The organism is Pseudorhodobacter sp., assembly GCF_034675685.1.
In the GTDB taxonomy this organism is placed as follows: domain Bacteria; phylum Pseudomonadota; class Alphaproteobacteria; order Rhodobacterales; family Rhodobacteraceae; genus Pseudorhodobacter.
Window position 1 is genome coordinate 188,190 of the sequence record NZ_JAUCDA010000019.1, and the last position, 23,493, is coordinate 211,682.

Below are 23,493 nucleotides of genomic sequence, written 5' to 3' on the forward strand. Positions count from 1 at the left end.
CTTTGCGCCCCTTTGCCTATGCAAAGCGCAAACCCAAGCCCGACGCCCAAGCCCCAGAGGGATGCATGACCATATCGCCCGACGCCCCACGCAGTTTTCAGGAAATCATCTTGCGCTTGATGAGCTATTGGGCGTCCAAAGGCTGCGCCGTGCTGCAACCTTATGACATGGAAGTGGGGGCGGGCACCTTTCACCCGGCCACCACATTGCGGTCTTTGGGGGCCAAACCATGGGCGGCAGCCTATGTGCAGCCCTCACGCCGCCCGACCGATGGGCGCTATGGTGAAAACCCGAACCGTTTGCAGCATTACTACCAATATCAAGTGCTGATCAAACCCAGCCCGCCGAATTTGCAGGCGCTGTATCTGGGGTCACTGGCGGCCATTGGCATTGACATGGGCCTGCATGATATCCGCTTTGTTGAGGATGACTGGGAAAGCCCGACGCTTGGCGCTTGGGGTCTTGGCTGGGAGGTGTGGTGTGATGGTATGGAAGTCAGCCAATTCACCTATTTCCAACAGGTTGGCGGCCATGATTGCCACCCCGTGTCCGGCGAATTGACCTATGGGTTGGAGCGGCTGGCAATGTATATCCTTGGTGTCGATCATGTAATGGACATGCCCTATAACGACCCGGATGCTGACATTGCGCTGACCTATGGCGATGTGTTTCGCCAGACCGAACAGGAATATAGCCGCTGGAATTTCGATCAGGCCGATACGGCCATGTTGCTCCAGCATTTTGTCGATGCCGAGGCCGAATGTGGCCGCATCCTTGCCGCGGATCCGGTGGACGCGGCGGGGCGGCATATCATCATGGCGCATCCGGCCTATGATCAATGCATCAAGGCCAGCCACCTGTTCAACCTGCTCGATGCGCGCGGGGTAATCTCGGTTACCGAACGCCAAGCCTATATTGGCCGGGTGCGCAGCTTGGCCCGCGCCTGCGCCGATGCCTTTGTGCAGACCGAAGCGGCGGGGGCCAGGCCTTTGGCCGACGCGCCTGAGGTCGCGCACCAGTGACGGGTAAAATCTTTGTAGGGGCTATCGTGATATCGGCATTACTGGCAGGCGCTGCCATCTATTATCTGCAAATCTACGGCTATTATCAAACGCTAGAGGCAAGCTCGCCTGCCGCCGAGATCAGGATGACGACCGTGGAAGGCGTGGCCGAACCGCTGCTGATCGAAGCGTTCGAGGGGATTGACGCTGACAGCTCGCCCATCCGCTTTCGTGCCTGTTTCCGCACCCCCCAAAGCATGGCAATGCTGACCGAAACCTACCGCGTCTATGAAGGGGCAACGCCGCTGGTCGCGCCCGGCTGGTTTGGCTGCTTTGATGCGGCTGCGATCGGTGAGGCGCTGGAGCAGGGCCGCGCTGTGGCCTATCTGGGCGAGAAAAACATTGAATACGGCATCGACCGCGTGATCGCCATCATGGATGATGGCCGCGCCTATGCCTGGAATCAGATCAACCCTTGCGGCGCTGTCGTCTTCAACGGTCAGCCTGCACCCGAAGGCTGCCCGCCACTACCAGTCGTGCCGCCTGTTGCACAGCCTAAGGAATAAGCCATGCCCGATATGCTGCTTGAACTGTTTTCCGAAGAAATCCCGGCCCGCATGCAGGCCCGTGCCGCCGCCGATCTGAAAAAGCTGGTGACGGATGGGCTGGTAGAGGCGGGGCTGACCTATGCCAGCGCCGGGGTGTTTTCCACGCCGCGCCGCTTGGTGCTGACGGTTGAGGGGCTGCTGGGGGAAAGCAAACCTGTGCGCGAGGAACGCAAAGGCCCAAAAGCCGACGCGCCCGATGCAGCCTTGCAGGGGTTTTTGCGGTCAACCGGGCTGACGCGCGATCAGTTGCAACTGCGCGACGATAAAAAAGGGCCAGGTGTTTTTCGCCGTGATCGAAAAGCCGGGGCGTGCCGCCCCCGCGATTATCGCCGAAGTGGTCGAAGCGGCTATCCGCAACTTCCCCTGGCCAAAGTCGATGCGCTGGGGCAAGGGGTCTTTGCGTTGGGTGCGGCCCTTGCATTCGATCCTGTGCACCCTGTCGGATGAGGGCGGCACCGAGGTTGTGCCGCTGACCGTCGATCATCTGACATCCGGTAACAGCACGGAAGGCCACCGTTTCATGGCCCCCGGTCGCTTTGCCGTGAACGGGTTTGAGGATTATACCACCAAACTGCGCCGCGCCTTCGTGATGCTGGACCCAGCAGAACGTGAAGCCGCCATCTGGCAGGATGCGCAAAATCAGGCCTTTGCGGCAGGGCTGGAAATTGTGCCGGATGCGGGGCTGCTTTCGGAAGTGGCGGGGCTGGTCGAATGGCCGGTCGTGCTGATGGGGCGGATTGGCGCGGCGTTTCTGGGCCTGCCTGCCGAGGTGCTGCAAACCTCGATGCGCGAACATCAGAAGTTTTTCTCGGTGCGCAACCCGAAAACCGGCCGGATTGAAGGCTTTGTGACCGTGGCCAACCGTGAAACCGCCGATCAGGGTGCGACAATTCTGGCGGGCAACAACAAGGTGCTGTCGGCCCGCCTGTCGGATGCGAAATTCTTTTGGGAGAATGATTTGCGCGTGGTTGCGGCCAAGGGGCTGGATGGCATGGGCGCGGGGCTGGCAAACGTGACCTTCCACAACAAGCTGGGCTCTCAGGCCGACCGCATCACCCGCATCGCCGCCCTTGCGCGTGAAATCGCACCGATGGTCGGCGCGGATGCCGATCTGGCCGAACAGGCCGCCCGCGTGGCCAAAGCCGATCTGCAATCGGCGATGGTCGGCGAATTTCCTGAATTGCAAGGCACCATGGGCGGCTATTACGCCCGCGCGGCGGGCCTGCCCGAACCCGTAGCGGCGGCCTGCAAAGCCCATTACGCCCCCCTTGGCCCCACCGATGATGTGCCGACTGATCCGGTTTCGGTGGCCGTGGCACTGGCCGACAAGATCGACACGCTGACCGGCTTCTGGGCGATTGACGAAAAGCCTACGGGGTCAAAGGACCCCTATGCGCTGCGGAGGGCGGCGCTGGGTGTTATTCGGTTGATTTTGGGGAATGGGGTGCGGTTTGCTGACGGCATGTTCTTGCTCCTAATAAATAACAATCTTAAAGAGTTCGTTTCCCAGTGGGCCTTGGCGCATAAGGTTGGCTTAATGGCGAGGAACTCTTTCCGTAGAGCGGGGTCGTCTGAATAGGAATCAGGGGAGTGGCCATATTTCCTCTTCCTACGATGATTACTCAAGCGATGGGAGCCGATAGCCTTGGCGGTAGAGAGGTATTTTCTTTACGGACTTGTCTTTCGGAAAGATTTCGAGGCATTACATGCTCCAAAATAGTCTGGTATCGTTGAATATTTTGATGAAACTATCCACGAAATTCGGTCTGCCATGGGCGTTGCCTCCGACCTCCTCGCCTTCTTCCACGACCGCCTAAAAGTCTTCCTGCGCGACGAAGGCATCCGCCACGACATCATCGACGCTTGCATCGCAATGCCCGGCAATGATGACCTCACACTGCTGGTCAACCGCGCCCGCGCGCTCAATACCTTCATCCAATCCGACGATGGCACCAACCTGCTCCAAGGTTTTAAACGCGCCAACAACATCCTGACCCAGGCCGAAACCAAGGATGGCGTCGAATATTCCTACGGGGCCGATATCAAATTCGCCGAAACCGACGAAGAACGCGCGCTGTTTGCCGCCCTCGACGCCGCCGAAACAACCATTCAACCCTCGATGGCCGCCGAAGACTTCGCTGGCGCCATGGCCGCGCTGGCCAAACTCCGCGCCCCCATCGACGCCTTTTTCGAAACCGTGCAGGTCAACGCCGAGTCAGAAATCATCCGCCGCAACCGCCTGAACCTGCTCCACCGCATCCGCGCGGCCTGCGCCCCCGTGGCCGACCTGACCAAAATCGAAGGCTGACCCCCGCTTTCTTTTCGGCCCAAATATCCCACGGGGGTCCGGGGGTGTGAAACCCCCGGCCGTTGGCCACGCGCGCATCCTATCCCTTGCGTGACACCCCGATCTGCGTATGCTGCGCCTGAAACCAAAAAGGTGCCGCAGTGCAGAAACTCGACCCGATCACCGATTTTACCGAGATCACACCTTCGGCAGATATCGCCACGCCCATCCATGGCTGGCGGGCGAAATGCCTGCAACGGCTGATAAGGCTTGACATGCCGGTGCCGCGCACGGTGGCGCTTCCGGTATCGGCGGTGCGGGGGATTGCTGCGGGGCGGGCGTTGGATTGTCCGGGGGTTTTGACGCATTTTGGCAACGCGCCTTTGGTTTCCGTCCGGCCCAGCCCGGCGCAACCGGAATGGGGCGGGCCCTCCACCGTGTTGAACATCGGGATGAATGCGGCCCGCCATGCGGATTTGGTGAAAACCCAGGGCCTAGCTGCCGCTGATGCGCTTTATCTTCGATTTGTGCAAGGATACGCCATAAACGTGGCCCGGCTGGACCCGGATATGTTCGAAATTGCCGAGCCTTCCGCGCAGGCGCTGCGCGATGCCCTGCGCGCCTACCGCGATGAAATGGACGCCGATTTCCCCGAAAGCCCGGCCCAGCAGCTTGCAGACGTGCTGCGCTCGATGGCGCGCGCATGGGAGGGCACCTCGGCCCGCCTGCTGCGCCAATCCAAAGGCGCGCCCGAGGATGCGGCCTTGGGCCTTGTCGTACAGGAAATGGCGCAGGGCTTCGGCCAAGGTATTTCGGGCAGCGGCATGATTCAATTCATCGACCCGGTGACGGGGCTGGAACAGGTGACAGGCCGCTTTCTGGGCCAAAGCCAAGGCAGCGATTTCAAATCGCGCGGCGCCGATGCGATCTACCTGACGCGTGACCAACGTGGCCCCTCGCTGGAAGATATCGCGCCAGAGATTTTTGAAAACCTTGCGCGTCAGGGCGCGGCCTGCCGGGAAAAACTGCGCGAAGAGATGCAGATAGAGTTTACCATTGATGACGGTCGGTTGGCGGTGATTGATGCGCTGCGGGTGCCGCGTTCCAGCCGGGCCGGTTTGCGGGTCGCGGTGGATCTGGCCAAGGATGGCATCATCAGCCGCGAGGAGGCGATTTTGCGGGTGGAGCCCCGCGCGTTGTCAGAGCTTTTGCATCCGCAAGTGGACCCGCGCGGCCCGCGTGACGTGGTGGCGCGTGGTATCGCGGCCAGCCCGGGGGCGGCGACGGGGCGGATCGTGTTTTCCTCGGCTGCGGCCCAGGCCAGCGCGTCGCGGGGCGAGCCCTGCATTCTGGTGCGGCGCGAAACGGCCCCCGAGGATATCCGCGGCATGCATTCGGCGGTGGGGGTTTTGACCGAACGAGGCGGTATGACCAGCCACGCGGCGGTGATTGGCCGAGGGTTGGGCCTGCCCTGCATCGTGGGCGCGTCGGACCTTAGCTTTGAGCCGAAAGACCTTAGAATCGTTACGAAATCTGGTCGCGTTTTTGTGGAAGGCGATTTGATCACGGTGGATGGCACCACGGGTGAGGTGCTGGCCGGGGCGGCAGAAATGTTGCCCCCCGCCCTGGATGAGGCGTTTCGGACCTTGCTGTCCTGGGCCGATGATGTGCGCGATATTGGCATCCGGGCCAATGCCGACACACCGGCCGATGCCCAGACCGCCCGCGATTTTGAGGCGCAGGGCATCGGCTTGTGCCGCAGTGAACACATGTTTTTCGAAGAAGCCCGCCTGGTGGTGATGCGCGAGATGATCTTTGCCGATACGCCTGCCGATCGGGCCACGGCACTGGCGCGCCTATTGCCGATCCAACGCGCCGATTTCGTGCAAATATTTGAAATCATGCAGGGTTTACCTGTGTGTATTCGCCTGTTCGACCCACCTTTGCATGAGTTTTTGCCCCATTCCCGTGAGGGGATGCGCGAATTGGCCGAGGCGCTTGACCGCCCGTTGTCCGAGGTCACGCGCCGCGCCGAGGCCCTGGCCGAGTTCAATCCGATGCTGGGCATGCGCGGTGTACGGCTGGGCATTGTGCTGCCTGAAATTTACGACATGCAGGCGCAGGCGATCTTTGAGGCGGTGGTAGAGGTGATGCGGCGCGGCGGTGCAATCGTGCCCGAAATCATGATTCCGCTGGTGTCGGCCAAGCGTGAGGTGGAGCTGGTGAAGGCCCGGATGGACGCGGTTGCGGCCAGGGTCCGTGCCGCGAATGGCGTGGATTTCAGCTTCAAGCTGGGGGTGATGGTGGAAACCCCGCGCGCGGCGTTGCGGGCGGGGGAAATTGCGCAGCACGCGGCGTTCCTGTCGTTCGGAACCAATGATCTGACACAGATGACCTATGGCCTGTCGCGCGATGATGCGGGGCGGTTCATGAACACCTATGTTCAGCAAGGCGTGTACCCCGAAGATCCGTTTCATATTCTGGATGTGGATGGCGTCGGCGAATTGCTGTTGATCGGGGCAGAGCGCGGGCGGCAAACGCGCGAAAAGCTGACCCTTTCGATCTGTGGTGAACATGGCGGTAACCCCCAAATCAATCGCCTTTTGCCGCAAGGCGGGCTTTGACTATGTGTCGTGCTCACCCTATCGGGTGCCCCTTGCACGGCTTGCTGCAGCGCATTTGGCACTGTTGGACCGCGTTGAAGAAGATCAATAATAATCAATGGCTTGCTTGCTTTGGCTGCAAGGCATGCTCCATTTTCCGCCTAGTTTAGTTGCAAAAATGCAACAGCGAGTAGACTTGCGGAAATATTTTGTCTATGAGTCCGCCCTGTTGCCCACAGGCGTCGGAGGTTCCGGCGCAGGGTGGCAGTGATGAAATGATACCGGGACGATAGCAATGAACGTGCGATTAAGCTGCTTGGGCGGGTTTGCCTTTTTGGTTGCTTTGGCTGGGGCCGGGGCTGCCGAAACATCGGTAAGCCGCTCCAACAACCCAACCGAAAAGCTTGGGTCTTTGATCGGTGCCGAACAGCAGGCCCTCGATGCGCTGCCCGAGGCACTTCTTGTCAACCTGCGCCAGACAGGCACGCCTGTTCCAGTTTCTTATGACCCAAGCTGGATTGCCGCACAGCCCGGCGCCCAAGGCGGCGAACAGTGGGCCTGCCTTGCCAAAGCGCTGTATTTCGAGGCGCGTGGCGAAACCGTGAAGGGTCAGTTTGCAGTGGCCGAAGTTATCTTGAACCGCGTTGACAGCCGCGCCTACCCCAACTCGGTTTGTGCTGTGGTCAATCAAGGGGCCAATGATCGGGTCAAAGGGTGCCAGTTTTCCTTTGCCTGCGATGGTCGGGCGGACACTGTCGGCGAAAAGGCGGCCTTTTCCGATGCCGGCAAGATTGCGCGTTTGATGATCGACGGCGCACCTCGGGCGCTGACCGGCGGGGCCACGCATTTCCATACCACCAATGTTCGGCCCGGTTGGGCCCGCCGCTTTCCCAATACAGCGAAAATCGGCAGCCACTTGTTTTACCGTCAACCTTCCTGAGTCTCTGGCGTAAAAGCGGGGATGTCGAACCCTTGGCCTCAGGCGTCGCTATGGGGCTTGGCCGGGGGGCGGATTGCGTGCTATTTGCCGCAAAGCCCGACCCGAGGCCCGTGGAGACGTTATGACACCTGAAACCGGCCCCGCCTTTGGCCAGTTGCCCGTCTTTGGTCCGTTGACAGACCGCGCAGCCGCAATGGCCGGTGCCGACCCGTTTGACCGCATTTCGGTGCGCGATTATGTGGTCGAGGTGGAAATCGGTGCTTTTGCGCAAGAGCGGGGCCTGCTGCAAAAGGTGCGTTTCAACATCGTGGCAGAGGTTGCGCCGGTTGCGCAGCCATTGGATGACGATGTTGATCTGATCCTGTCCTATGATCGTTTGACCGAAGCGGTGGGCCATGAGCTGCAGGCCGAGCGTATCAACCTGCTGGAAACCCTGGCCGAACGGGTGGCCTTGCGGATCTTGCAAGAGCGTCAGGCGATGCGGGTCTTTGTGCGGATCGAAAAGATTGATCGCGGCCCCTATGATCTGGGGGTAGAGATTGTTCGGTCAAAGGCCGCCGTCACACGGGCGCAGGCGCAGTCTGCACCGCGCCCACGGGTGGTGTATCTGGCGCCAGAGATGGCGGGGGATGCGCGCGCCTGGATAGAAAAGCTGGGCACCGATTCGCCTTTGATCTTGGCGCTGGGCCCCCCGCTTTTGCCCCGCCCGCACGCGCAGACGCCAGAGGCGCAACGCCGGATTGACCTGCTGGCGATAGAGCAGGCGGCCTGGGGGCTGGCCTCGCAGGATGCGCGCTGCTTTGTGGTGGCAACGCGGACCGAACTGGATTGGGCGATGAAGAACGACCAGATCAGCATCTGGGCACCGTCGCGTATGGTGATGGATGCGGTGAACGGCCCGCAAGGTGGTGGGGTGGCGTTGGCGGTTTGGCTGGCCGAGCAGATGCAGGCTGTCGAACTGCTGGTGATCGGGGCCGATATGCCAAAGGCCGGGGTTCCGGTGCGGGTGTTGGGGTGATGACGGTCAGATATTGCCCCCTGGCGCGGCTTGGGCCGCGCGTTGCAAGCGAAGATGACTACGCGCTGGCGGGCAGCGCCTATGTGCGGTTTGATGCCGTGACCCAGACTGAAGACGGGCAAGGGGGCGATGTGCTGCGGGCGTCCAGCCTTTCCGAACCCGATCGCGCCCGGCTTTCGGCCCCGCGCGCGCTGCTGTGTGGCCTGGCACTTGACCGGCCCCGGATCATGGGAATTGTGAATGTCACGCCTGACAGCTTTTCCGATGGCGGTGATGTGACGACCGTGCGGGGCGCGGTTGCGCGGGCGCAGGCGATGCAGGCGGCGGATATTTTGGACATTGGCGGCGAAAGTACCCGGCCGGGGGCAGAAACTGTGGCCGTCGCCGAAGAAATCCGTCGCATCGTCCCGGTGATCGTTGCGATCCGCGAGGCGGGGATAACCACCCCGATCAGCATTGATACCCGCAAGGCCGCTGTCGCCGAGGCGGCGTTGGAGGCGGGCGCGGATATGGTCAATGATGTCTCGGGGTTTCGCTATGACCCGGAATTGGCCGATCTGGTTGCGGCGCGCGCGGTGCCGGTCTGTCTGATGCATTCCAAAGGCGATCCGGCGACGATGCAACAAGATCCGCGCTACGGTGATGTGATGCATGAGGTGCTGGAGCATCTGGCCGAGCGGGTGGCCTTTGCCTGTGGGCGCGGTGTGGCGCGCGACAGGATTGTCGTTGATCCGGGCATCGGCTTTGCCAAAACCCAGGCGCATAACCTTACCTTGTTAAAGGCTTTGGCGGCACTGCATGATCTGGGCCTGCCGGTGCTGCTGGGCGCGTCGCGCAAGAAATTCATTGGCACGATCGGCGGGGCCGGCGTGGCAAAGGATCGGATGCCCGGATCGCTTGCCGTGGCGCTGCACGGGGCTGCGATGGGGATGCAGATTTTGCGGGTGCATGATGTCGCCGAGACAGCGCAGGCGCTGGCGCTGTGGCAGGCGATACATCGCGCGGAGTGAACAGATCAGGGCTTGCGCTGCGACAGCAACAACCCGGCCAGAATCAGCAAAAGTGCCGCGAAAAACCGCAGGGGAAGCGTTTCCCCTAAAACCAGCCCACCGAAAATGACTGACCAGACCGGGACTTGATAGCTGGTAAGCGTCATGAAACCCGATCCTGCGCTGCGAATTACCGACACGCGCAGATAGGCGGCCAGCGCCGTCGGGATCAGGCCAAGAAGCACAATCGCCGTGCCGGGGGTGGTGCCTTGCCAGGTGGGGAAGCCTTCGGTCAGCAGCATGAGGGGAATAAGGGGGATCGCACCGATCACCAGCGAGGTGGCGGCCAGCGTAATCGGGTCAATCTTTGGGCAGCGCCGGGTCAGGATAGATGAAAACGCATAACACAGCGCGGCAGCGATACAGGCAAGGCGCGGCATCAAAAGCGCGCCGCCCGTCAGGATTTCTGGCCCAAGCAAGATCAGCGTGCCAATGAAGCCAAGCCCGAACCCCATCGCCTTGTGCTTGGTCAAAGTCTCGGCTGAAAGCAGATAGGCCAGCGGCAGCACGAACAAGGGAACCGAGGCCATGGACAAGCCGGCAAAAGCCGATGGCACATGGCTTTGCCCCCAGCTGAGCAGCGTAAACGGAAGGGTAGACCCCAAAAGCCCGATCGGCACCAGGTAGGCCCAAAGTCGCGCGTCCCATGCGGGCAGGCTGCGGCCCATCGCGGCGGCCAAAGCGGCCAGTGCCACGGCGCCCAAAACCACCCGCGCGGTGGCAACCGTTACCGGGCCATAGCCTTGCAGCGCGAAGGACACCACCATAAAGGTGCCACCCCAAATGACACCAAGAAACAGGATAGAGAGCCAGTCGCGGCGGGTTGGTGTTGGCATTTGTCAATTCCGATGCAAAAGGGGGCCGATTTGGCCCCCTTGATGTTCGATTTATGCAAATTTAGTTGCGGGCCTTGTCGACCATCTTACCCTTGGAAATCCACGGCATCATGGCGCGCAGGGTCTCACCGACCTTTTCAATCTGATGCTCGTCATTGATGCGGCGGGTGGCTTTGAACGACGGTTGACCAACCGCGTTTTCCAGCATGAAGTCGCGCACGAATTTACCGGATTGAATATCGGCCAGCACTTCTTTCATACGGGCCTTGGTTTCAGCATAGGGCAGAATGCGCGGGCCGGATACATATTCACCATATTCAGCAGTGTTCGAGATCGAGTAGTTCATGTTGGCGATGCCGCCTTCATAGATCAGATCGACGATCAGCTTTACTTCGTGCAGACATTCGAAATAGGCCATTTCCGGCTCATAGCCCGCCTCGACCAGCGTCTCAAAGCCCATACGGATCAGCTCGACCAAGCCGCCACACAGCACCGCTTGCTCACCAAACAAGTCGGTTTCACATTCCTGACGGAAGTTGGTTTCAATGATGCCGGAGCGACCGCCACCGATGCCCGAACAATAGGACAGGCCCAGCTCCATCGCTTTGCCGGTCGCATCTTGATGCACGGCCACAAGGCACGGCACGCCGCCGCCCTTGGTATATTCGCCGCGCACTGTGTGGCCGGGGCCTTTGGGGGCCATCATGATGATATCAACGCCGGGTTTCGGCTCAATCAGGCCGAAATGCACGTTCAGCCCGTGGGCAAACGCAATCGCAGCACCTTCGCGCAGGTTGTCATGCACATATTTCTTATAGGTTTCGGCCTGCAATTCATCGGGCATGGTGAACATGATCAGGTCACACCAGGCGGCCGCCTCGGCAATGCCCATCACTTTCAGGCCTTCGCCTTCGGCCTTTTTCGCCGAAGGGCTGCCTTCACGCAGCGCCACAACAAGGTTTTTCGCGCCAGAATCGCGCAGGTTCAGCGCATGGGCGTGGCCCTGGCTGCCATAGCCAAGAATGGCGACTTTCTTGTCTTTGATCAGGTTGATGTCGCAATCACGATCATAATACACGCGCATGATAGGTCCTTTCGGGTTACAGGCCAGTGGCCAGGGATGAGGGCATAATAGGGGCTGCGGTGGCGTATCGCGTGCATTATTTGACGTTTTAGTACTGCTGTGCAAAAGATCATTTGCAATATGTCTGGTAAGTGAAAAATTCATGCAAATAGACGATACCGATAGGCGGATCTTGCGGCAGTTGTTGGCCGCCCCCTCTTTGCCCAACGCCGAGCTTGCCGAACGTGCAGGCGTAACGGCGGCGACGTGCTGGCGGCGGTTGGAGCGTTTGCAGGCGGCTGGCATCCTCTCGGCCCCTGTGGCGGTGATCAACTGGCGGGCGCTGGGGTATGAGGTCGAGGTCAGCTTGCGTTTCAACCTGGATAAAACCGAACCCCGCGCCTTTGATGAATTTATCGAAGCCGCGCGAGAGGTGCCGGAAGTCATTGGGATTGAAACCTTTTTGGGCCGAGTGGACCTGCGGCTGAACGTGATTGCCCGCGATATGGCGCAGTATCAGGAAATTTACCGCAAACGGATTCTGACCCTGCCGCATATCGCCGATATTGAGGCATTGATGTTGATCGCCACCATCAAAGAGGAAAGCGCGTTGCCATTATGATTGATCTGGATGATCTGGATCGCGCTTTGCTGCGCGCCTTGTCGCGCGATGCGACGACCAGCGCCGGTGCTTTGGGACGCCGCCTTGGCCTGAGCCAGCCTGCAACCTGGCGGCGGATAAAGCGGCTGGAGGAGGCGGGGATCATCGCAGGCCGTCGGGTCGCGGTGGATCGCCCTGCCCTTGGCTTTGGGGTGACGGTGTTCTTGGGGGTAAAGCTGGCGACCAAGGGCCGGGTTTCATTAGAGGATTTTGAGCGCGCGGTGACGGCGATACCCGAGGTGCAGGTGGTGCAGCATGTGCTTGGCATGTTTGATTATCGCCTGCGGGTTGTCGCCCGCGACATCGCTGATTTTGAGCGCGTTTTGCGGCGGCGCATCATGACGCTGCCGGGCGTGGGGCAGGTAGAGGCGAATGTGTTGCTGACCGAAGAGGCGCGGCCCGGCCCTTTGGGATAAAGCATTTTGCATTTGGCGCGCCAACAGACTAACCATAGGGCAAGCAATTATGGGAGTTTTATCATGGCGTCATATCTGAGCACCGTCGATCCGGGGGGATTGGAAGAATTTTCGGTGGTTTTTACCGACCGATCACTCAACCATATGTCTGCGAAATTTCAAGCTGTTATGCGCGAAATTTCAGAATCCTTGCGTGAGGTTTATAACGCCGAAGCCGTAGCTGTGGTGCCGGGTGGCGGCACCTATGCGATGGAGTCGGTGGCGCGGCAATTTGGACGCGGGGCGCGGGTGATGGTCGTGCGCAATGGCTGGTTTTCCTATCGCTGGAGCCAGATTTTTGAGGCCGGCGGTTTTGCGGCCGGGGTCGATGTGGTGATGGCGCGGCAAACCGGCAATGATGCGCGTGCCCCCTATGCGCCGCCGCCGATTGCCGAAGTGGTCGCCCGTATCCATGAGGTCAAGCCCGAGGTGGTTTTCGCCCCGCATGTGGAAACCAGTGCCGGGATTATCTTGCCGGATGCGTATATCAGCCAGATGGCGCAGGCCGCGCATGACGTGGGCGCGCTGTTGGTGCTTGATTGTATCGCCAGCGGCTGTGTTTGGGTTGATATGGTGGAAACCGGCGTCGATGTGCTGATTTCGGCACCGCAAAAGGGCTGGTCGGCCTCTCCCTCGGCGGGGTTGGTGATGCTGTCACCCGCTGCCGTAGCGCGGTTGGAGGCGACAACTTCGGACAGTTTCGCGCTGGATCTGAAGAAATGGCGCAGCATCATGGCGGCCTATGAGGGGGGCGGCCACGCCTATCACGCGACGATGCCTACAGATGCGTTGGTCGGCTTTCTTGAGGCGCTGCGCGAGACGAAGACCATGGGGTTTGCCAAGGCAAAAGCCGCGCAATGGGCCCTGGGAACGGCGGTGCGCGCGTTGTTTGCGGCGCGTGGGGTGATGTCTGTTGCTGCTGAGGGCTTTGGCGCGCCGGGTGTGGTTGTGTGTTATACCGATGATCCGGGCGTGCAGAACGGGTCGAAATTCCGAGAGGAAGGCCTGCAAATCGCCGCCGGTGTGCCCTTGCAGGTGGGCGAGGGGGCCGCATTCAAAACCTTCCGTATCGGGTTGTTCGGATTGGATAAACTGGCCGATGTTCCGGCAACGGTTGCCCGGTTGGAACGGGCGGTCGAGGCGGTTTTTTAGCCCCGGCGTTTGACCAGGGCGCCTTGCCCTGACGTCGAAACGCCATAGGCATTCTTATACCAAGATGAAGGTAGGGTCAGCGCAAGCCAAGCCCCGCCTTCATCAAGGTTTTGCGGATTGGCGCGGCAGAGTAAAGCGCCCCAAGAGTTGAGGCCCGCAAATCCCGCAAGATCGGCGCGCCCATCATCGACGCGCGGTTCAGTGCATTGATCCCCGCGACGCGGATCTGCACGTCACGGTGGCGGCGGTCGTGGTAAGCCGCAAGCATTTTGGCCGAGCCAAGCGCCGCTGGGTCGGCTACGGCCAGCGCGCGCAATGTTGTCAGGTCAGCCAGGCTCATATTCAAACCCTGCGCGCCAATGGGCGGCACGACATGCGCGGCCTCGGCCATCAGGGCGGTGCGTTGGCCGGACATGCGGGTGGCGATCTGGCTGATGATCGGCCAGATGGTCAGCGGGCTGATACGGGTCATTGGCCCCAGAATATGGCAGGCCCGCAGGGTCATTTCAGCCTCAAATGCGGGTTGGGGCAGGGCGGCAAGCCGCGCAATCTCGGCCCCCTTTTCCATCCAGACCACGGCCGAAGCGGGCTGGCCTTCATGGTCGGGCAGCGGCACCATGGTGAAAGGGCCGCCCGAGCGATGCACCTCGGTTGAGATATTCTGATGCGGGATGGGATGGGTGGTGGTGAAGGCCAGCGCCTTTTGCCCGTAGCGCGTGGTTTTCACATCAATACCAAGCGCTTGACGCACAGCAGAGTTGCGGCCATCAGCCCCGATCACCAGCCGCGCGCGCCAATTGCTGCCATCAGAAAGGCCAACCAGCGCCTCGGACTCTCGGGTTATGAGCTGGGTGGTTGAAAGGCCGGGGCGAAAGCGCACATTGGGCAGACTATCCAGATGCGCCAGCATTTCCCGGCGCAGCAGCCAGTTGGGCAGGTTGTAGCCGAAAGGGTGTTCAGAGAGGTCGGCTGCGTCGAAATCACGCGACAGCCGCGCCTCACCCGCAGCGCCGCCTGCATCGACGATGCGCATGATTTGCAAGGCGGCAGCAAAAGGGGACAGCCTGTCCCACAAGCCGATTTCTTGCAAAAGCGTTACCGATGGCATCAAGAACGCAGTGCTTCGCAGATCAGCGCCAGCGCTGAGGCGATCGGTCACAGGTGCCGCCGGATCGACGCACAGAACCGAAAAGCCAGCGCTGCCAAAGCCAATGGAAGCCGCAAGCCCGGCAACACCGCCGCCAGAAATCAGGATATCTACAGTTTGACGGATCATTTTTGCCTCATGCATTTTTGTCTGAATAGGCTATTTGGCGGCGCAGGTCCAAGGGGCAAAGCGATGCCCCCTAACCGCGGTGCGTGCCGTTTGGTATCATGCAAGCTGCTGGTTTGCAGTGTAATTCTTGGTGATTTCCCCTTGCGACCGGCCGTTTTCAGTGCGGTGGGCCTACCCGATCAGCTTGGCCAGAAATCCGCTAAGGTCATCGGTGTGATGGTGAATGTGATCGGCAGGTGCGGCCGTTGGGGTGACATGCACCGTGCGCATCCCCATTTCATGTGGCGCCGTCAAGTTGCGGCTGTCATCCTCAAACATGGCGCCGATGATTGGGTCAAGCTTATCAATCGCAAAAATGGCTTCAAAAGCAAGGCGTTCCGGTTTGGGCCGAAAACCTGCATGCTCAACGCCGTAAACCGCATCGAATATCCCGGAAAGGCCGCGTGCGGCCAAAACCCGTTCCGCATAGGGCCCAGAGCCATTGGTGTACACGATCCGGCGGCCGGGCAGGGCGCGGATTCGGGCGGCAAGAAGCTGGTCCTGCTCCAGATGGGCAAGCGATATATCATGCACATCGGTCAGATAGGGGGCCGGATCGACGCCATGTTCATGCATCAGCCCGGCAAGCGTGGTGCCATATTGCGCCCAATAATGGCGGCGCAGGCGGTCTGCCTCGGCGCGATCCACCTTCAGGCTTTGCATGACCCAAGCGGTCATACGGACCTCAATCTGATCAAACAGACGGGCTGACGGGTGGTAAAGCGTGTTGTCGAGGTCAAAAACCCAGGCGCGAACGTGTGAGAAATCTTGTGCTGGCATGGCCCTAAGTTAAAGGACCGCGCGATATTTGACAATGTGGTCGCAGGCCCGATTTCAGGTGCGTTTACGGTTGAGGTGCCGCCACCAGCCCGCTACCCTTGCCCCCGGATGACACGAAAGGCGCGGCCTGTGCAAAAAGATGCCTATACCCTGATTCTCGAGGCGATTGATGCCGGAGTATACAAACCCGGCGACAGGCTGGTCGAATCGGAGTTGGCTGATCGCTTTGGCGTCTCGCGAACCCCGGTGCGCGAGGCGCTGCAACGGTTGGAAACCCAATCCATGCTGACGCGCGATGGCCGTAGCCTGATCGTCGCCTCGCTTGACCACAACCAACTCGCCGAGCTGTATGCTGTGAGGACAGAGCTTGAGGGGCTTGCGGCCCGATTGGCGGCCCGGCATGCAACCGAGGAAGAAATGCGGGTGCTGCGCGCCATGGTCATTGAAGATCGGGCGCTGTTGGGGGGGGACCCGCGCGCGCTTAGCCGGGCGAACAAGCGGTTTCACAAGCAGATCCACCTGGCCTCTCACAATCGGTTTTTGGTGCAGCAGCTTGATTTGGTGCATCGCTCAATGGCGCTTATGGCGACGACATCCTTTGCCGCCGAGGGCCGCGATTCGGTTGGGCTGGCTGAACATGAGGCGATTGTTGCAGCGATTGAGGCCCGCGATAGCGAGGCTGCCTATCAAGCGCTGCGTGGGCATATTTCCAAAGCGTTTGAGACACGGCTGCGGATTGATGCCGGCGAGGTGAAAACCCGCTAATCCGGTGCGGATTTGTCAAAATGGCCGTGGCTGGTTTTGTCCCAGTAAAACGGCTTTGCCACCAGTTCCCACGCCGCTTTGTAAGACGCCAGCGCCCCAAGTGGAAAGTAAAAGTGCAGGCTAAGAACCCAAAGCGGGCTGATACGGTGCCGGGTTTTGCGCAACGCCATGATATTCAACGTGACATTGACCGCCTCGGTGAACATGTAAAGCCCGATCAGCCCAAACATGATGATCGGTGGCAAAGCGGCGGCCACTGGATGTGGCACCCCCAGCGGCACCAGCCAAAAGGACCACAGCAGCGGCGCCAGCATAAACTGCGACAGGGTGCAGAGGAACAAGACCTGAAACCCGAAAAACTTCCAGGCGCCGAGTTGACGCCACAACAAAACCGGGTCGCGCATATGCACCGACCAAGTCATCATATAGCCTTTTAGCCAGCGTGAGCGTTGCCGGATCCAAGGCAGGGCGCGGCAATTCGCCTCTTCTTCGGTCACGGTGTCAAGCAGTTCGGCGCGGTAGCCATGCCGGGCAAGGCGCATCCCAAGATCGGCATCCTCGGTCACGTTATGTGAATCCCATCCGCCCAATTCCACCAGCGCGGCGCGGCGAAAGAAAAGGGTGGTGCCGCCAAGCGGTATGGCAAGGCCAAGCTTTTGCAAGCCTGGCAGAATGATCCGAAACCACGCCGCATATTCCATGGTAAAACAGCGTGACAGCCAGTTGGTTTCGGGATTGTAAAAATCCAGCACGCCTTGCAGGCACGCCACGTCGTCTTGCCGCTGGTCAAACCGTGCCACCACTTTTTGGATCTGGCTTGGTTCGGGCGCGTCTTCGGCATCATAAATCCCGATGATGGACCCCCGGCACAAATCCAGCCCGAAATTCAGTGCGCGCGGCTTGGTTTTCAGCGGCCCATCAGGCACCGCCACAACCCGCATCCATGGCGGGATTTCAACGGCTTTCAGCGCATCGCGCGTTTCGGTGTCTTGCTCCTCGACCAGCAGCAGAATGTCGAGCAAATCGCGCGGATACTCCAGCAGGTCCAAACGCCTGATCAGGCGATGAGCGATTTCAGGCTCTTTGAACAAGGCGACCATGATCGACACGACGGGAAGGCACGGGGTATTTTCCGGGGGTAACTGCGGTTTTGGCTGTTGTAGCGCCATGAGGGCCGCGCCGACGCGCAGCGCGGTTGAAAAGGCAAGGGTCAGCGTTGCCCAAAACGTAAAGGCCAGCGCCATGCCACCAGGAGAAACCCACAGCCCCAGGCCGAAAATCGTACAGCAAAGTGCGACCTTGATGTTCCTCCGCTCGCTTCCCCAATCGCGGCAACTTTCAGAGGCGGGCACCCGGTTTTCGGCCGCATGGATCAGCACCCTGGAGCGGGCCTTCATCACGGCTGTCTGAATTTGTGAGGCGGGGGCCATTGCCATCACCACCGACCCAAAAATCTCTTTCAAATGCTTGTAATGTTTTGAAAATTCTTCGGGATAAGCGGTGATCACAACCACCGCTTGCCCGACCCGTTGCCAGGGCATCAGCCCCTCGCGCAGGCAGGTGGAGGCCCCGAAACGGTCGATCAATCGCGGATCGGCTTGCCTTGCCATCGGATCAATCACCCGGACATTCCAATGCCGCGCAAGAGCGGCATAAAGCCGCGACTCGTCTACCATTTGCCGCGACAGCAAGATATCGCACAACCGCCCGCGGTGCCGCTTTTGTACCGCCAGCGCCGTCAGTAAATCGTCGGATGACAGCAACCCCTCTTGCAATAAAGACAGGCCAAGGCTGTGGATGGATGGGGCTGTAACAGCGATCCAACGCCCGCCCGGACGGTTCTTGGCACTTTCGGCGGGCCAGCCGATAATATCGTTTTCGACCTTTGAAGGCTTGATCTCGGCAGCAAGAAAGCGAAGCGGTGCGGTCATGGTCCCCCCTGTCGAACCAAGCCTTGGCAAGACGAGGTTAACAGGGGGTTAACCATTGGACTTTAAATGAATTTTCTGAAAAAGCCTGATAGCTGTGGGTGCCTTGGCCGGCCCCCCCACTACATATAGGTCATCCAGCCAAGGGAAATCAGGCGGCGCGGCGGGCCTTCATTGCATCGGCGAATCGCTCGAACAGGTAATAACTGTCTTGCGGGCCGGGGCTTGCTTCGGGGTGGTATTGCACCGAAAACACGGGCTTGCCGGTCAGGGCTATGCCGCAGTTGGACCCATCAAACAGGCTGACATGGGTTTCGCGCACGCCAGCAGGCAGGCTTTGCGCATCTACCGTAAAGCCATGGTTCATCGAGGTGATTTCCACCTTGTTGGTGTCGTAATCCTTCACCGGGTGGTTGGCGCCGTGATGGCCGTGGTTCATCTTCACGGTTTTTGCCCCCAAAGCCAGCGCAAGCATCTGATGCCCAAGGCAAATTCCGAAAACGGGAAGGTCGGCCGCCAGCACCCCCTTGATCATGTCAACGGCATAGATACCGGTCGCCGCCGGGTCGCCCGGACCATTTGACAAGAATACGCCTTCGGGGTTCAAGGCCAGCACATCCGCCGCAGTGGCGGTTGCGGGCAACACGGTGACATCACAACCTGCGGAGGCCAGGCAGCGCAGAATATTGCGTTTTGCGCCATAATCCACGGCAACAACGCGCAAGCCTGCACCGCTGCGTTTGCTATAGCCATCGGGCCAGGCCCAGCGCATTTCATCCCAACGATAGCTTTGCGTGCATGACACCTCACGCGCAAGGTCCAGACCCTCAAGGCCTTGCCAGGCACGGGCCGAGGCGAGCAGCGCCTCAATATCGAAATTGCCGTCAGGATCATGGGCAAGCGCCACATGCGGCGCCCCTTGCTGGCGGATTGCACGGGTCAAGCGCCGGGTATCCAGACCACCAATGCCAATGCGGCCTTTTTGGGTCAGCCATTCGGTCAACTCGGCGGTGGCGCGCCAATTCGAAGGCTCTGTCGGGTCCCATTTCACCACCATGCCGGCGGCCACAGGGTCGGCGGTTTCGTCATCCTCGGGGGTCACGCCGGTATTGCCGATGTGCGGAAAGGTGAAAGTGACGACTTGCCCTGCATAAGACGGGTCGGTCATGATTTCCTGATAGCCGGTCATCGCCGTGTTGAACACCAGCTCGGCCACGGTTTGCCCGGTTGCGCCAAAGCCGCGACCGTAAAAAATTGTTCCATCGGCCAGCGCAAGGCAGGCGGTTGGTTTATCTGTCATATGTGCGATTTTGGGCATGGTACGACTCTCTCTGGCCGGATTTGGGGGACATTACGGGCCATAGGGGCCGGGGTCAAGGGAAGGGCTGAAATGGAATTTCACGTTATTTCAAGGGCTTGCAAAAATCATCCTCGGTTGCCTCGGCTTTGGCTTCGCGCTACTGTGGGCAGTTGCTAAACCCATGGGAAAGATCACAGTATGACTTTGCGCGATCGGCTGCAAACGGCCCTGAAAGATGCGATGCGGGCACGGGAAGCGGAGCGGCTTTCGACGCTGCGCCTGATCAATGCCGCGATCAAAGACCGCGAAATCGCCCTGCGCGGTGAGGGTGGTGAGGCCGTCGTGACGGATAGCGAGATCACCGCGATTCTGTCAAAGATGGTCAAGCAACGGCAAGAAAGCGCGCGCGTCTATGAAGAGGGCGGGCGGCTTGAATTGGCCGAGAAGGAACTGAACGAAATCAAGGTGATTGAAGAATTCTTGCCCCGCCAGTTGGACGGTGCAGAGGTGGATGCCGCGATTGCAGCCGCGATTGCCGAGGCGGGGGCCTCCTCGATCCGTGATATGGGCAAGGTGATGGCGGTGCTGAAAGGCAAGCATACCGGCCAGATGGATTTTGGCGCGGTCGGCCCACGGGTGAAAGAACAGTTGAGCTGAAGCGTTTTGCCTTGAACCTGGCTGACATATTGCAGCCAGAAACCCAAGGTTTCAATGCGTTAGGTGATAAGCCTTGTTTCAAACCAAAGGCGAAACGCTATAGCGCAACCGAAACGCAGGTTGGGTGCTCGGGCCGCTGCATGGGGTCCGGCTTGCGCCGCTAAGCGCATGTCATCATGGGTTTGGCCCGGCCTATTGCGTCAGCTGCGGTGTGTTATGGTTGCGCAGCACCTGGCGGAGTTCAGCGGCCAGCGCCACGCGCTCCTCCTCCGATAAAAATGCCCCCAATTCCACAACGCGCTTGCCGCCCGACAGCGTGATATAATCCGGCACCGGCCCGCCCTTGGCATGCAGGTCCACGCGCACCCAATGCGGGTTTGCCTCCCACTCTTGCCGTTTGCCGCGCGGGCCGAGGCGGGTCAGATGCAGGCGGTTTTGCTGAAGGGTCAGTGTCTCGATGATTTCGCCATCGCGGTAGCTGCGCTGCAAGGCCCAGTAAAGCGCCGACACCGCAACAATCAAAAACGGCAGTAACCCCCAAAGCACGGGAGAGCCAAGCACCGCCAGCAAGGGCAGCGCGAACAGCAGCGCCGTACCGCCGATAAACGCCACAAACCCGCGCCGGGGCAAAGAGCGATAGGGCCACAAGTGCAGCACATTTCCGCTGTTGGTTTGGGTCCATTCATAGGGCATGGCGTCAGGATAGACGCGGCGCTGCAGCCAGGAAAGGGTAATTTTGCACAAAAGGCGATGTCAGCCCTGCGCCCAAAGAAAAACGGCCCCGAAGCAATCCGGGGCCGTTTTATCATTCATTGGACGGGGTTAGTGGCTGTGGCCTTTATCCCAATCCGACTGTTTTGGAAGCTGCTCAAACGTATGTTCGGGCGGCGGGCAGGGCAGGGTCCATTCCAGCGTATCCGCGTATTCATTCCAGTAGTTGTTTTCCGTAATACGCTTGCCGTAGCGCAGGGTGTAAACAAGCACACCAATGAAAAACAGGAAAGACGCGAAGGACAGGAACGCACCAAGGCTCGACCAATAGTTCCACTGCGAGAACGCCTCGGGATAGTCGATATAGCGGCGCGGCATGCCTTGACGGCCAAGGAAGTGCTGCGGGAAGAAGGTCAGGTTTGCGCCGATGAACATCATCCAGAAATGCAGCTTGCCAGCCCATTCCGGGTATTGACGCCCCGACATTTTACCCAGCCAGAAGTAGATACCGGCAAAGATCGCAAACACGGCACCAAGGCTCATTACATAGTGGAAATGCGCGATCACATAGTAAGTGTCATGATACACACGGTCCACACCCGCCTGTGACAACACGATGCCGGTCACGCCGCCAACGGTGAACAGGAAGATAAAGCCAAAGGCCCAATACATCGGGGTCTTCATTTCCAGCGAGCCGCCCCACATGGTTGCGATCCATGAGAAGATTTTAACGCCGGTCGGCACCGCGATAACCATCGTGGCCAGCATGAAATAGGATTGCTGGGTCAGCGACATGCCAACGGTATACATGTGGTGCGCCCAGACAACAAAGCCCAGAACGCCGATGGCCACCATCGCGTAAACCATTGGCAGGTAACCAAAGATCGGCTTGCGTGAGAAGGTTGCGATAACCTGGCTGATGATGCCGAAACCGGGGATGATGATGATATACACTTCCGGGTGGCCAAAGAACCACAAGATGTGCTGATACAAGATCGGGTCACCGCCACCAGCCGCATGAAAGAAGGTGGTGCCAAAATTGCGGTCGGTCAGCAGCATGGTGATTGCACCTGCCAGAACCGGCAGCGCCAACAGAATCATCCAGGCGGTCACAAAGATCGACCAGGCAAACAACGGCACCTTGTGCAGGGTCATGCCCGGTGCGCGCATGTTCAAGAAGGTGGTGATCATGTTGATCGCGCCAAGGATAGACGAGGCCCCCGACAGGTGCACCGCGAAAATCGCGAGATCCATCGAATAGCCACCCTCATTGGTCGAGAGTGGCGGGTACAGAACCCAACCGACGCCCGCCCCCATCTGATCATTGCCGCCCGGTGAGATAACCGAAGCCACAGCCAGCGAGGTGCCCGCAACATACATCCAGTACGAAAGGTTGTTCATCCGCGGAAACGCCATATCCGGCGCACCGATCTGCAACGGCATGAAGTAGTTGCCAAAGCCGCCAAACAACGCGGGAATCACCACAAAGAACATCATCAAGATGCCATGCGCGGTGATGATCACGTTCCACAAATGGCCGTTCGGGGTACAGGCATCACCTGCCCCTGCGGCAAAGAACCGCGCGCCTTCCATACACATATACTGTACACCGGGGTGCATCAGCTCCATGCGCATGTATACGGTGAAGATAACCGAAATCAGGCCAACAAGGCCGCCGGTGAACAGGTATAGAATACCGATATCTTTATGATTGGTTGACATGAACCAGCGGGTAAAGAATCCGCGTTTGTCATGCTCGTGGCCATGAATGGCTGCGTCGGCCATGCCTGCCTCCCGTTTGCGTTATACGTTCCAGCGCACGGGGATAAACAGAATCCCGCCGCCACTTGTATTCCTGTTCTAGAATGCCCAAGCGGCGGCGGCAATTGCTGACTTTGACATAGATCAAGAAAATCTACGTCAAAGCCACATTTTAGCGTGTCAATTGGCCGCAGGGACAACCGATGCCAGATAAGCAGCAACGTCATCGCCGCCTTTTTTCAACTTGAAGGTCATCAAGGACTTGCCCTTGGGGTCGCCGGAAAAATCTTCCAGGAATTTGGTCGGATCGGGCAGGTATTCCGCCATCACGTCTTCTTCCCAGATAAGGCCTTTTTCGCCCGCTTCCCGCATCACGTCGGAATATTTGAAACCTTCGACAGCGCCGGCGTGACGGCCAATGATGCCATACAGGTTAGGTCCAGTTTTGCCGCCCTTGACAATTGCGGTGCCGTCATCGGCAACGATTTCATGGCATGCTTTGCATTTCTTGAATTCTTTTTCGCCTTTTACGGCGTCACCGGCGAATGCGGGCGCGGTAAGGGCAAGAAGGGCTGCGGTTGCGATAAGGCTGAGTTTCATTGT

The 23,493-nt window shown here is 59.6% G+C and carries 19 protein-coding genes and 3 pseudogenes; 13 read left to right on the forward strand and 9 right to left on the reverse strand.

All coding sequences use genetic code 11. The features are described 5' to 3' along the window. Window positions 1–65: 65 nt before the first annotated feature. The 8 genes and pseudogenes from VDP61_RS17515 to folP all read left to right on the forward strand — a co-directional run bounded on the left by VDP61_RS17515 (window position 66) and on the right by folP (window position 9,467). Window positions 66–1,022 (forward strand): glycine--tRNA ligase subunit alpha, encoded by a 957-nt coding sequence (locus VDP61_RS17515; protein ID WP_323008198.1) that lies wholly within the window; start codon window positions 66–68, stop codon window positions 1,020–1,022. A 26-nt stretch (window positions 1,023–1,048) separates the two neighbouring features. Next, window positions 1,049–1,567, forward strand: a complete 519-nt coding sequence (locus VDP61_RS17520; RefSeq protein WP_323008150.1) for a DUF6446 family protein — start codon at window positions 1,049–1,051, stop codon at window positions 1,565–1,567. Between the two features lie 3 nt (window positions 1,568–1,570). Beyond that, window positions 1,571–3,059, forward strand: a pseudogene (gene glyS / locus VDP61_RS17910) (glycine--tRNA ligase subunit beta); the annotation flags it as partial. A 333-nt stretch (window positions 3,060–3,392) separates the two neighbouring features. Then, a pseudogene (locus VDP61_RS17915) lies at window positions 3,393–3,917 on the forward strand (DALR anticodon-binding domain-containing protein); the annotation flags it as partial. A 140-nt stretch (window positions 3,918–4,057) separates the two neighbouring features. Then, a pseudogene (locus VDP61_RS17535) lies at window positions 4,058–6,611 on the forward strand (putative PEP-binding protein). A 183-nt stretch (window positions 6,612–6,794) separates the two neighbouring features. Continuing rightward, entirely contained in the window at window positions 6,795–7,439 is a 645-nt protein-coding gene (locus VDP61_RS17540; RefSeq protein WP_323008151.1) for a cell wall hydrolase, read from the forward strand. Between the two features lie 121 nt (window positions 7,440–7,560). Next, window positions 7,561–8,457: a dihydroneopterin aldolase gene (locus VDP61_RS17545; protein ID WP_323008152.1), complete on the forward strand. Its 897-nt coding sequence runs from the start codon at window positions 7,561–7,563 to the stop codon at window positions 8,455–8,457. Next, window positions 8,457–9,467, forward strand: a complete 1,011-nt coding sequence (gene folP / locus VDP61_RS17550; RefSeq protein WP_323008153.1) for a dihydropteroate synthase — start codon at window positions 8,457–8,459, stop codon at window positions 9,465–9,467. Before VDP61_RS17545 ends, folP begins: the two co-directional genes overlap by 1 nt. Window positions 9,468–9,472: 5 nt before the next feature. Here the strand turns inward: folP and VDP61_RS17555 are convergent, their stop codons facing one another. Next, on the reverse strand, window positions 9,473–10,342 hold the full coding sequence (locus tag VDP61_RS17555) for a DMT family transporter (RefSeq protein ID WP_323008154.1): 870 nt from the start codon (window positions 10,340–10,342) through the stop codon (window positions 9,473–9,475). Between the two features lie 61 nt (window positions 10,343–10,403). Next, window positions 10,404–11,426 carry a ketol-acid reductoisomerase gene (ilvC, locus tag VDP61_RS17560; protein WP_323008155.1) on the reverse strand — a complete coding sequence of 341 codons (1,023 nt, stop codon included), beginning with the start codon at window positions 11,424–11,426 and terminating at the stop codon, window positions 10,404–10,406. A 142-nt stretch (window positions 11,427–11,568) separates the two neighbouring features. On the opposite strand from ilvC, the gene VDP61_RS17565 reads away from it, so the two are divergent. From VDP61_RS17565 to VDP61_RS17575, 3 genes are all read left to right on the forward strand, one after another. Next, window positions 11,569–12,027 carry an Lrp/AsnC family transcriptional regulator gene (locus VDP61_RS17565; protein WP_323008156.1) on the forward strand — a complete coding sequence of 153 codons (459 nt, stop codon included), beginning with the start codon at window positions 11,569–11,571 and terminating at the stop codon, window positions 12,025–12,027. Next, entirely contained in the window at window positions 12,024–12,482 is a 459-nt protein-coding gene (locus VDP61_RS17570) for an Lrp/AsnC family transcriptional regulator (RefSeq protein WP_323008157.1), read from the forward strand. The genes VDP61_RS17565 and VDP61_RS17570 overlap by 4 nt, the downstream gene beginning before the upstream one ends. 63 nt (window positions 12,483–12,545) lie before the next feature. Then, entirely contained in the window at window positions 12,546–13,673 is a 1,128-nt protein-coding gene (locus tag VDP61_RS17575; protein ID WP_323008158.1) for an aminotransferase class V-fold PLP-dependent enzyme, read from the forward strand. A 76-nt stretch (window positions 13,674–13,749) separates the two neighbouring features. Here the strand turns inward: VDP61_RS17575 and VDP61_RS17580 are convergent, their stop codons facing one another. Both VDP61_RS17580 and VDP61_RS17585 read right to left on the reverse strand, forming a co-directional pair. After that, window positions 13,750–14,949: a UbiH/UbiF family hydroxylase gene (locus tag VDP61_RS17580; protein WP_323008159.1), complete on the reverse strand. Its 1,200-nt coding sequence runs from the start codon at window positions 14,947–14,949 to the stop codon at window positions 13,750–13,752. 171 nt (window positions 14,950–15,120) lie between these two features. Continuing rightward, window positions 15,121–15,768: a pyrimidine 5'-nucleotidase gene (locus VDP61_RS17585; RefSeq protein ID WP_323008160.1), complete on the reverse strand. Its 648-nt coding sequence runs from the start codon at window positions 15,766–15,768 to the stop codon at window positions 15,121–15,123. 129 nt (window positions 15,769–15,897) lie between these two features. Here VDP61_RS17585 and VDP61_RS17590 point away from each other — a divergent pair, with 129 nt between their 5' ends. Further along, complete coding sequence (locus VDP61_RS17590; RefSeq protein ID WP_323008161.1) at window positions 15,898–16,533, forward strand: GntR family transcriptional regulator; 636 nt, start codon at window positions 15,898–15,900, stop codon at window positions 16,531–16,533. Here VDP61_RS17590 and VDP61_RS17595 read toward each other — a convergent pair. After that, the gene (locus tag VDP61_RS17595) at window positions 16,530–18,464 is read right to left on the reverse strand and encodes a glycosyltransferase (RefSeq protein WP_323008162.1); all 1,935 of its coding nucleotides are present in this window, start codon (window positions 18,462–18,464) and stop codon (window positions 16,530–16,532) included. The two genes, VDP61_RS17590 and VDP61_RS17595, sit on opposite strands and share 4 nt — an antisense overlap. 148 nt (window positions 18,465–18,612) lie before the next feature. Next, the gene (gene carA / locus VDP61_RS17600; protein WP_323008163.1) at window positions 18,613–19,779 is read right to left on the reverse strand and encodes a glutamine-hydrolyzing carbamoyl-phosphate synthase small subunit; all 1,167 of its coding nucleotides are present in this window, start codon (window positions 19,777–19,779) and stop codon (window positions 18,613–18,615) included. Window positions 19,780–19,959: 180 nt separating this feature from the next. On the opposite strand from carA, the gene VDP61_RS17605 reads away from it, so the two are divergent. After that, a complete protein-coding gene (locus tag VDP61_RS17605) occupies window positions 19,960–20,418 on the forward strand; it encodes a GatB/YqeY domain-containing protein (protein WP_323008164.1) in 459 nt (152 codons plus the stop codon). Window positions 20,419–20,610: 192 nt separating this feature from the next. Here the strand turns inward: VDP61_RS17605 and VDP61_RS17610 are convergent, their stop codons facing one another. The 3 genes from VDP61_RS17610 to VDP61_RS17620 form a co-directional block, all read right to left on the reverse strand. Further along, window positions 20,611–21,111: a DUF2244 domain-containing protein gene (locus VDP61_RS17610; RefSeq protein ID WP_323008199.1), complete on the reverse strand. Its 501-nt coding sequence runs from the start codon at window positions 21,109–21,111 to the stop codon at window positions 20,611–20,613. Between the two features lie 129 nt (window positions 21,112–21,240). Further along, window positions 21,241–22,914: a cytochrome c oxidase subunit 1 gene (locus VDP61_RS17615; protein WP_323008165.1), complete on the reverse strand. Its 1,674-nt coding sequence runs from the start codon at window positions 22,912–22,914 to the stop codon at window positions 21,241–21,243. Window positions 22,915–23,070: 156 nt separating this feature from the next. Further along, window positions 23,071–23,490 (reverse strand): cytochrome C, encoded by a 420-nt coding sequence (locus tag VDP61_RS17620; RefSeq protein WP_323008166.1) that lies wholly within the window; start codon window positions 23,488–23,490, stop codon window positions 23,071–23,073. Window positions 23,491–23,493 lie beyond the last annotated feature (3 nt).

What these genes read in the sequence shown, in the direction of transcription:
- VDP61_RS17515 (WP_323008198.1), top strand. Translation starts at nt 66, where the DNA reads ATGACCATATCGCCCGACGCCCCACGCAGTTTTCAGGAAATCATCTTG.
- VDP61_RS17540 (WP_323008151.1), top strand. Translation starts at nt 6,795, where the DNA reads ATGAACGTGCGATTAAGCTGCTTGGGCGGGTTTGCCTTTTTGGTTGCT.
- VDP61_RS17545 (WP_323008152.1), top strand. Translation starts at nt 7,561, where the DNA reads ATGACACCTGAAACCGGCCCCGCCTTTGGCCAGTTGCCCGTCTTTGGT.
- folP (WP_323008153.1), top strand. Translation starts at nt 8,457, where the DNA reads ATGACGGTCAGATATTGCCCCCTGGCGCGGCTTGGGCCGCGCGTTGCA.
- VDP61_RS17555 (WP_323008154.1), bottom strand. Translation starts at nt 10,342, where the DNA reads ATGCCAACACCAACCCGCCGCGACTGGCTCTCTATCCTGTTTCTTGGT.
- ilvC (WP_323008155.1), bottom strand. Translation starts at nt 11,426, where the DNA reads ATGCGCGTGTATTATGATCGTGATTGCGACATCAACCTGATCAAAGAC.
- VDP61_RS17565 (WP_323008156.1), top strand. Translation starts at nt 11,569, where the DNA reads ATGCAAATAGACGATACCGATAGGCGGATCTTGCGGCAGTTGTTGGCC.
- VDP61_RS17570 (WP_323008157.1), top strand. Translation starts at nt 12,024, where the DNA reads ATGATTGATCTGGATGATCTGGATCGCGCTTTGCTGCGCGCCTTGTCG.
- VDP61_RS17575 (WP_323008158.1), top strand. Translation starts at nt 12,546, where the DNA reads ATGGCGTCATATCTGAGCACCGTCGATCCGGGGGGATTGGAAGAATTT.
- VDP61_RS17580 (WP_323008159.1), bottom strand. Translation starts at nt 14,949, where the DNA reads ATGATCCGTCAAACTGTAGATATCCTGATTTCTGGCGGCGGTGTTGCC.
- VDP61_RS17585 (WP_323008160.1), bottom strand. Translation starts at nt 15,768, where the DNA reads ATGCCAGCACAAGATTTCTCACACGTTCGCGCCTGGGTTTTTGACCTC.
- VDP61_RS17595 (WP_323008162.1), bottom strand. Translation starts at nt 18,464, where the DNA reads ATGACCGCACCGCTTCGCTTTCTTGCTGCCGAGATCAAGCCTTCAAAG.
- carA (WP_323008163.1), bottom strand. Translation starts at nt 19,779, where the DNA reads ATGCCCAAAATCGCACATATGACAGATAAACCAACCGCCTGCCTTGCG.
- VDP61_RS17605 (WP_323008164.1), top strand. Translation starts at nt 19,960, where the DNA reads ATGACTTTGCGCGATCGGCTGCAAACGGCCCTGAAAGATGCGATGCGG.
- VDP61_RS17610 (WP_323008199.1), bottom strand. Translation starts at nt 21,111, where the DNA reads ATGCCCTATGAATGGACCCAAACCAACAGCGGAAATGTGCTGCACTTG.
- VDP61_RS17615 (WP_323008165.1), bottom strand. Translation starts at nt 22,914, where the DNA reads ATGGCCGACGCAGCCATTCATGGCCACGAGCATGACAAACGCGGATTC.
- VDP61_RS17620 (WP_323008166.1), bottom strand. Translation starts at nt 23,490, where the DNA reads ATGAAACTCAGCCTTATCGCAACCGCAGCCCTTCTTGCCCTTACCGCG.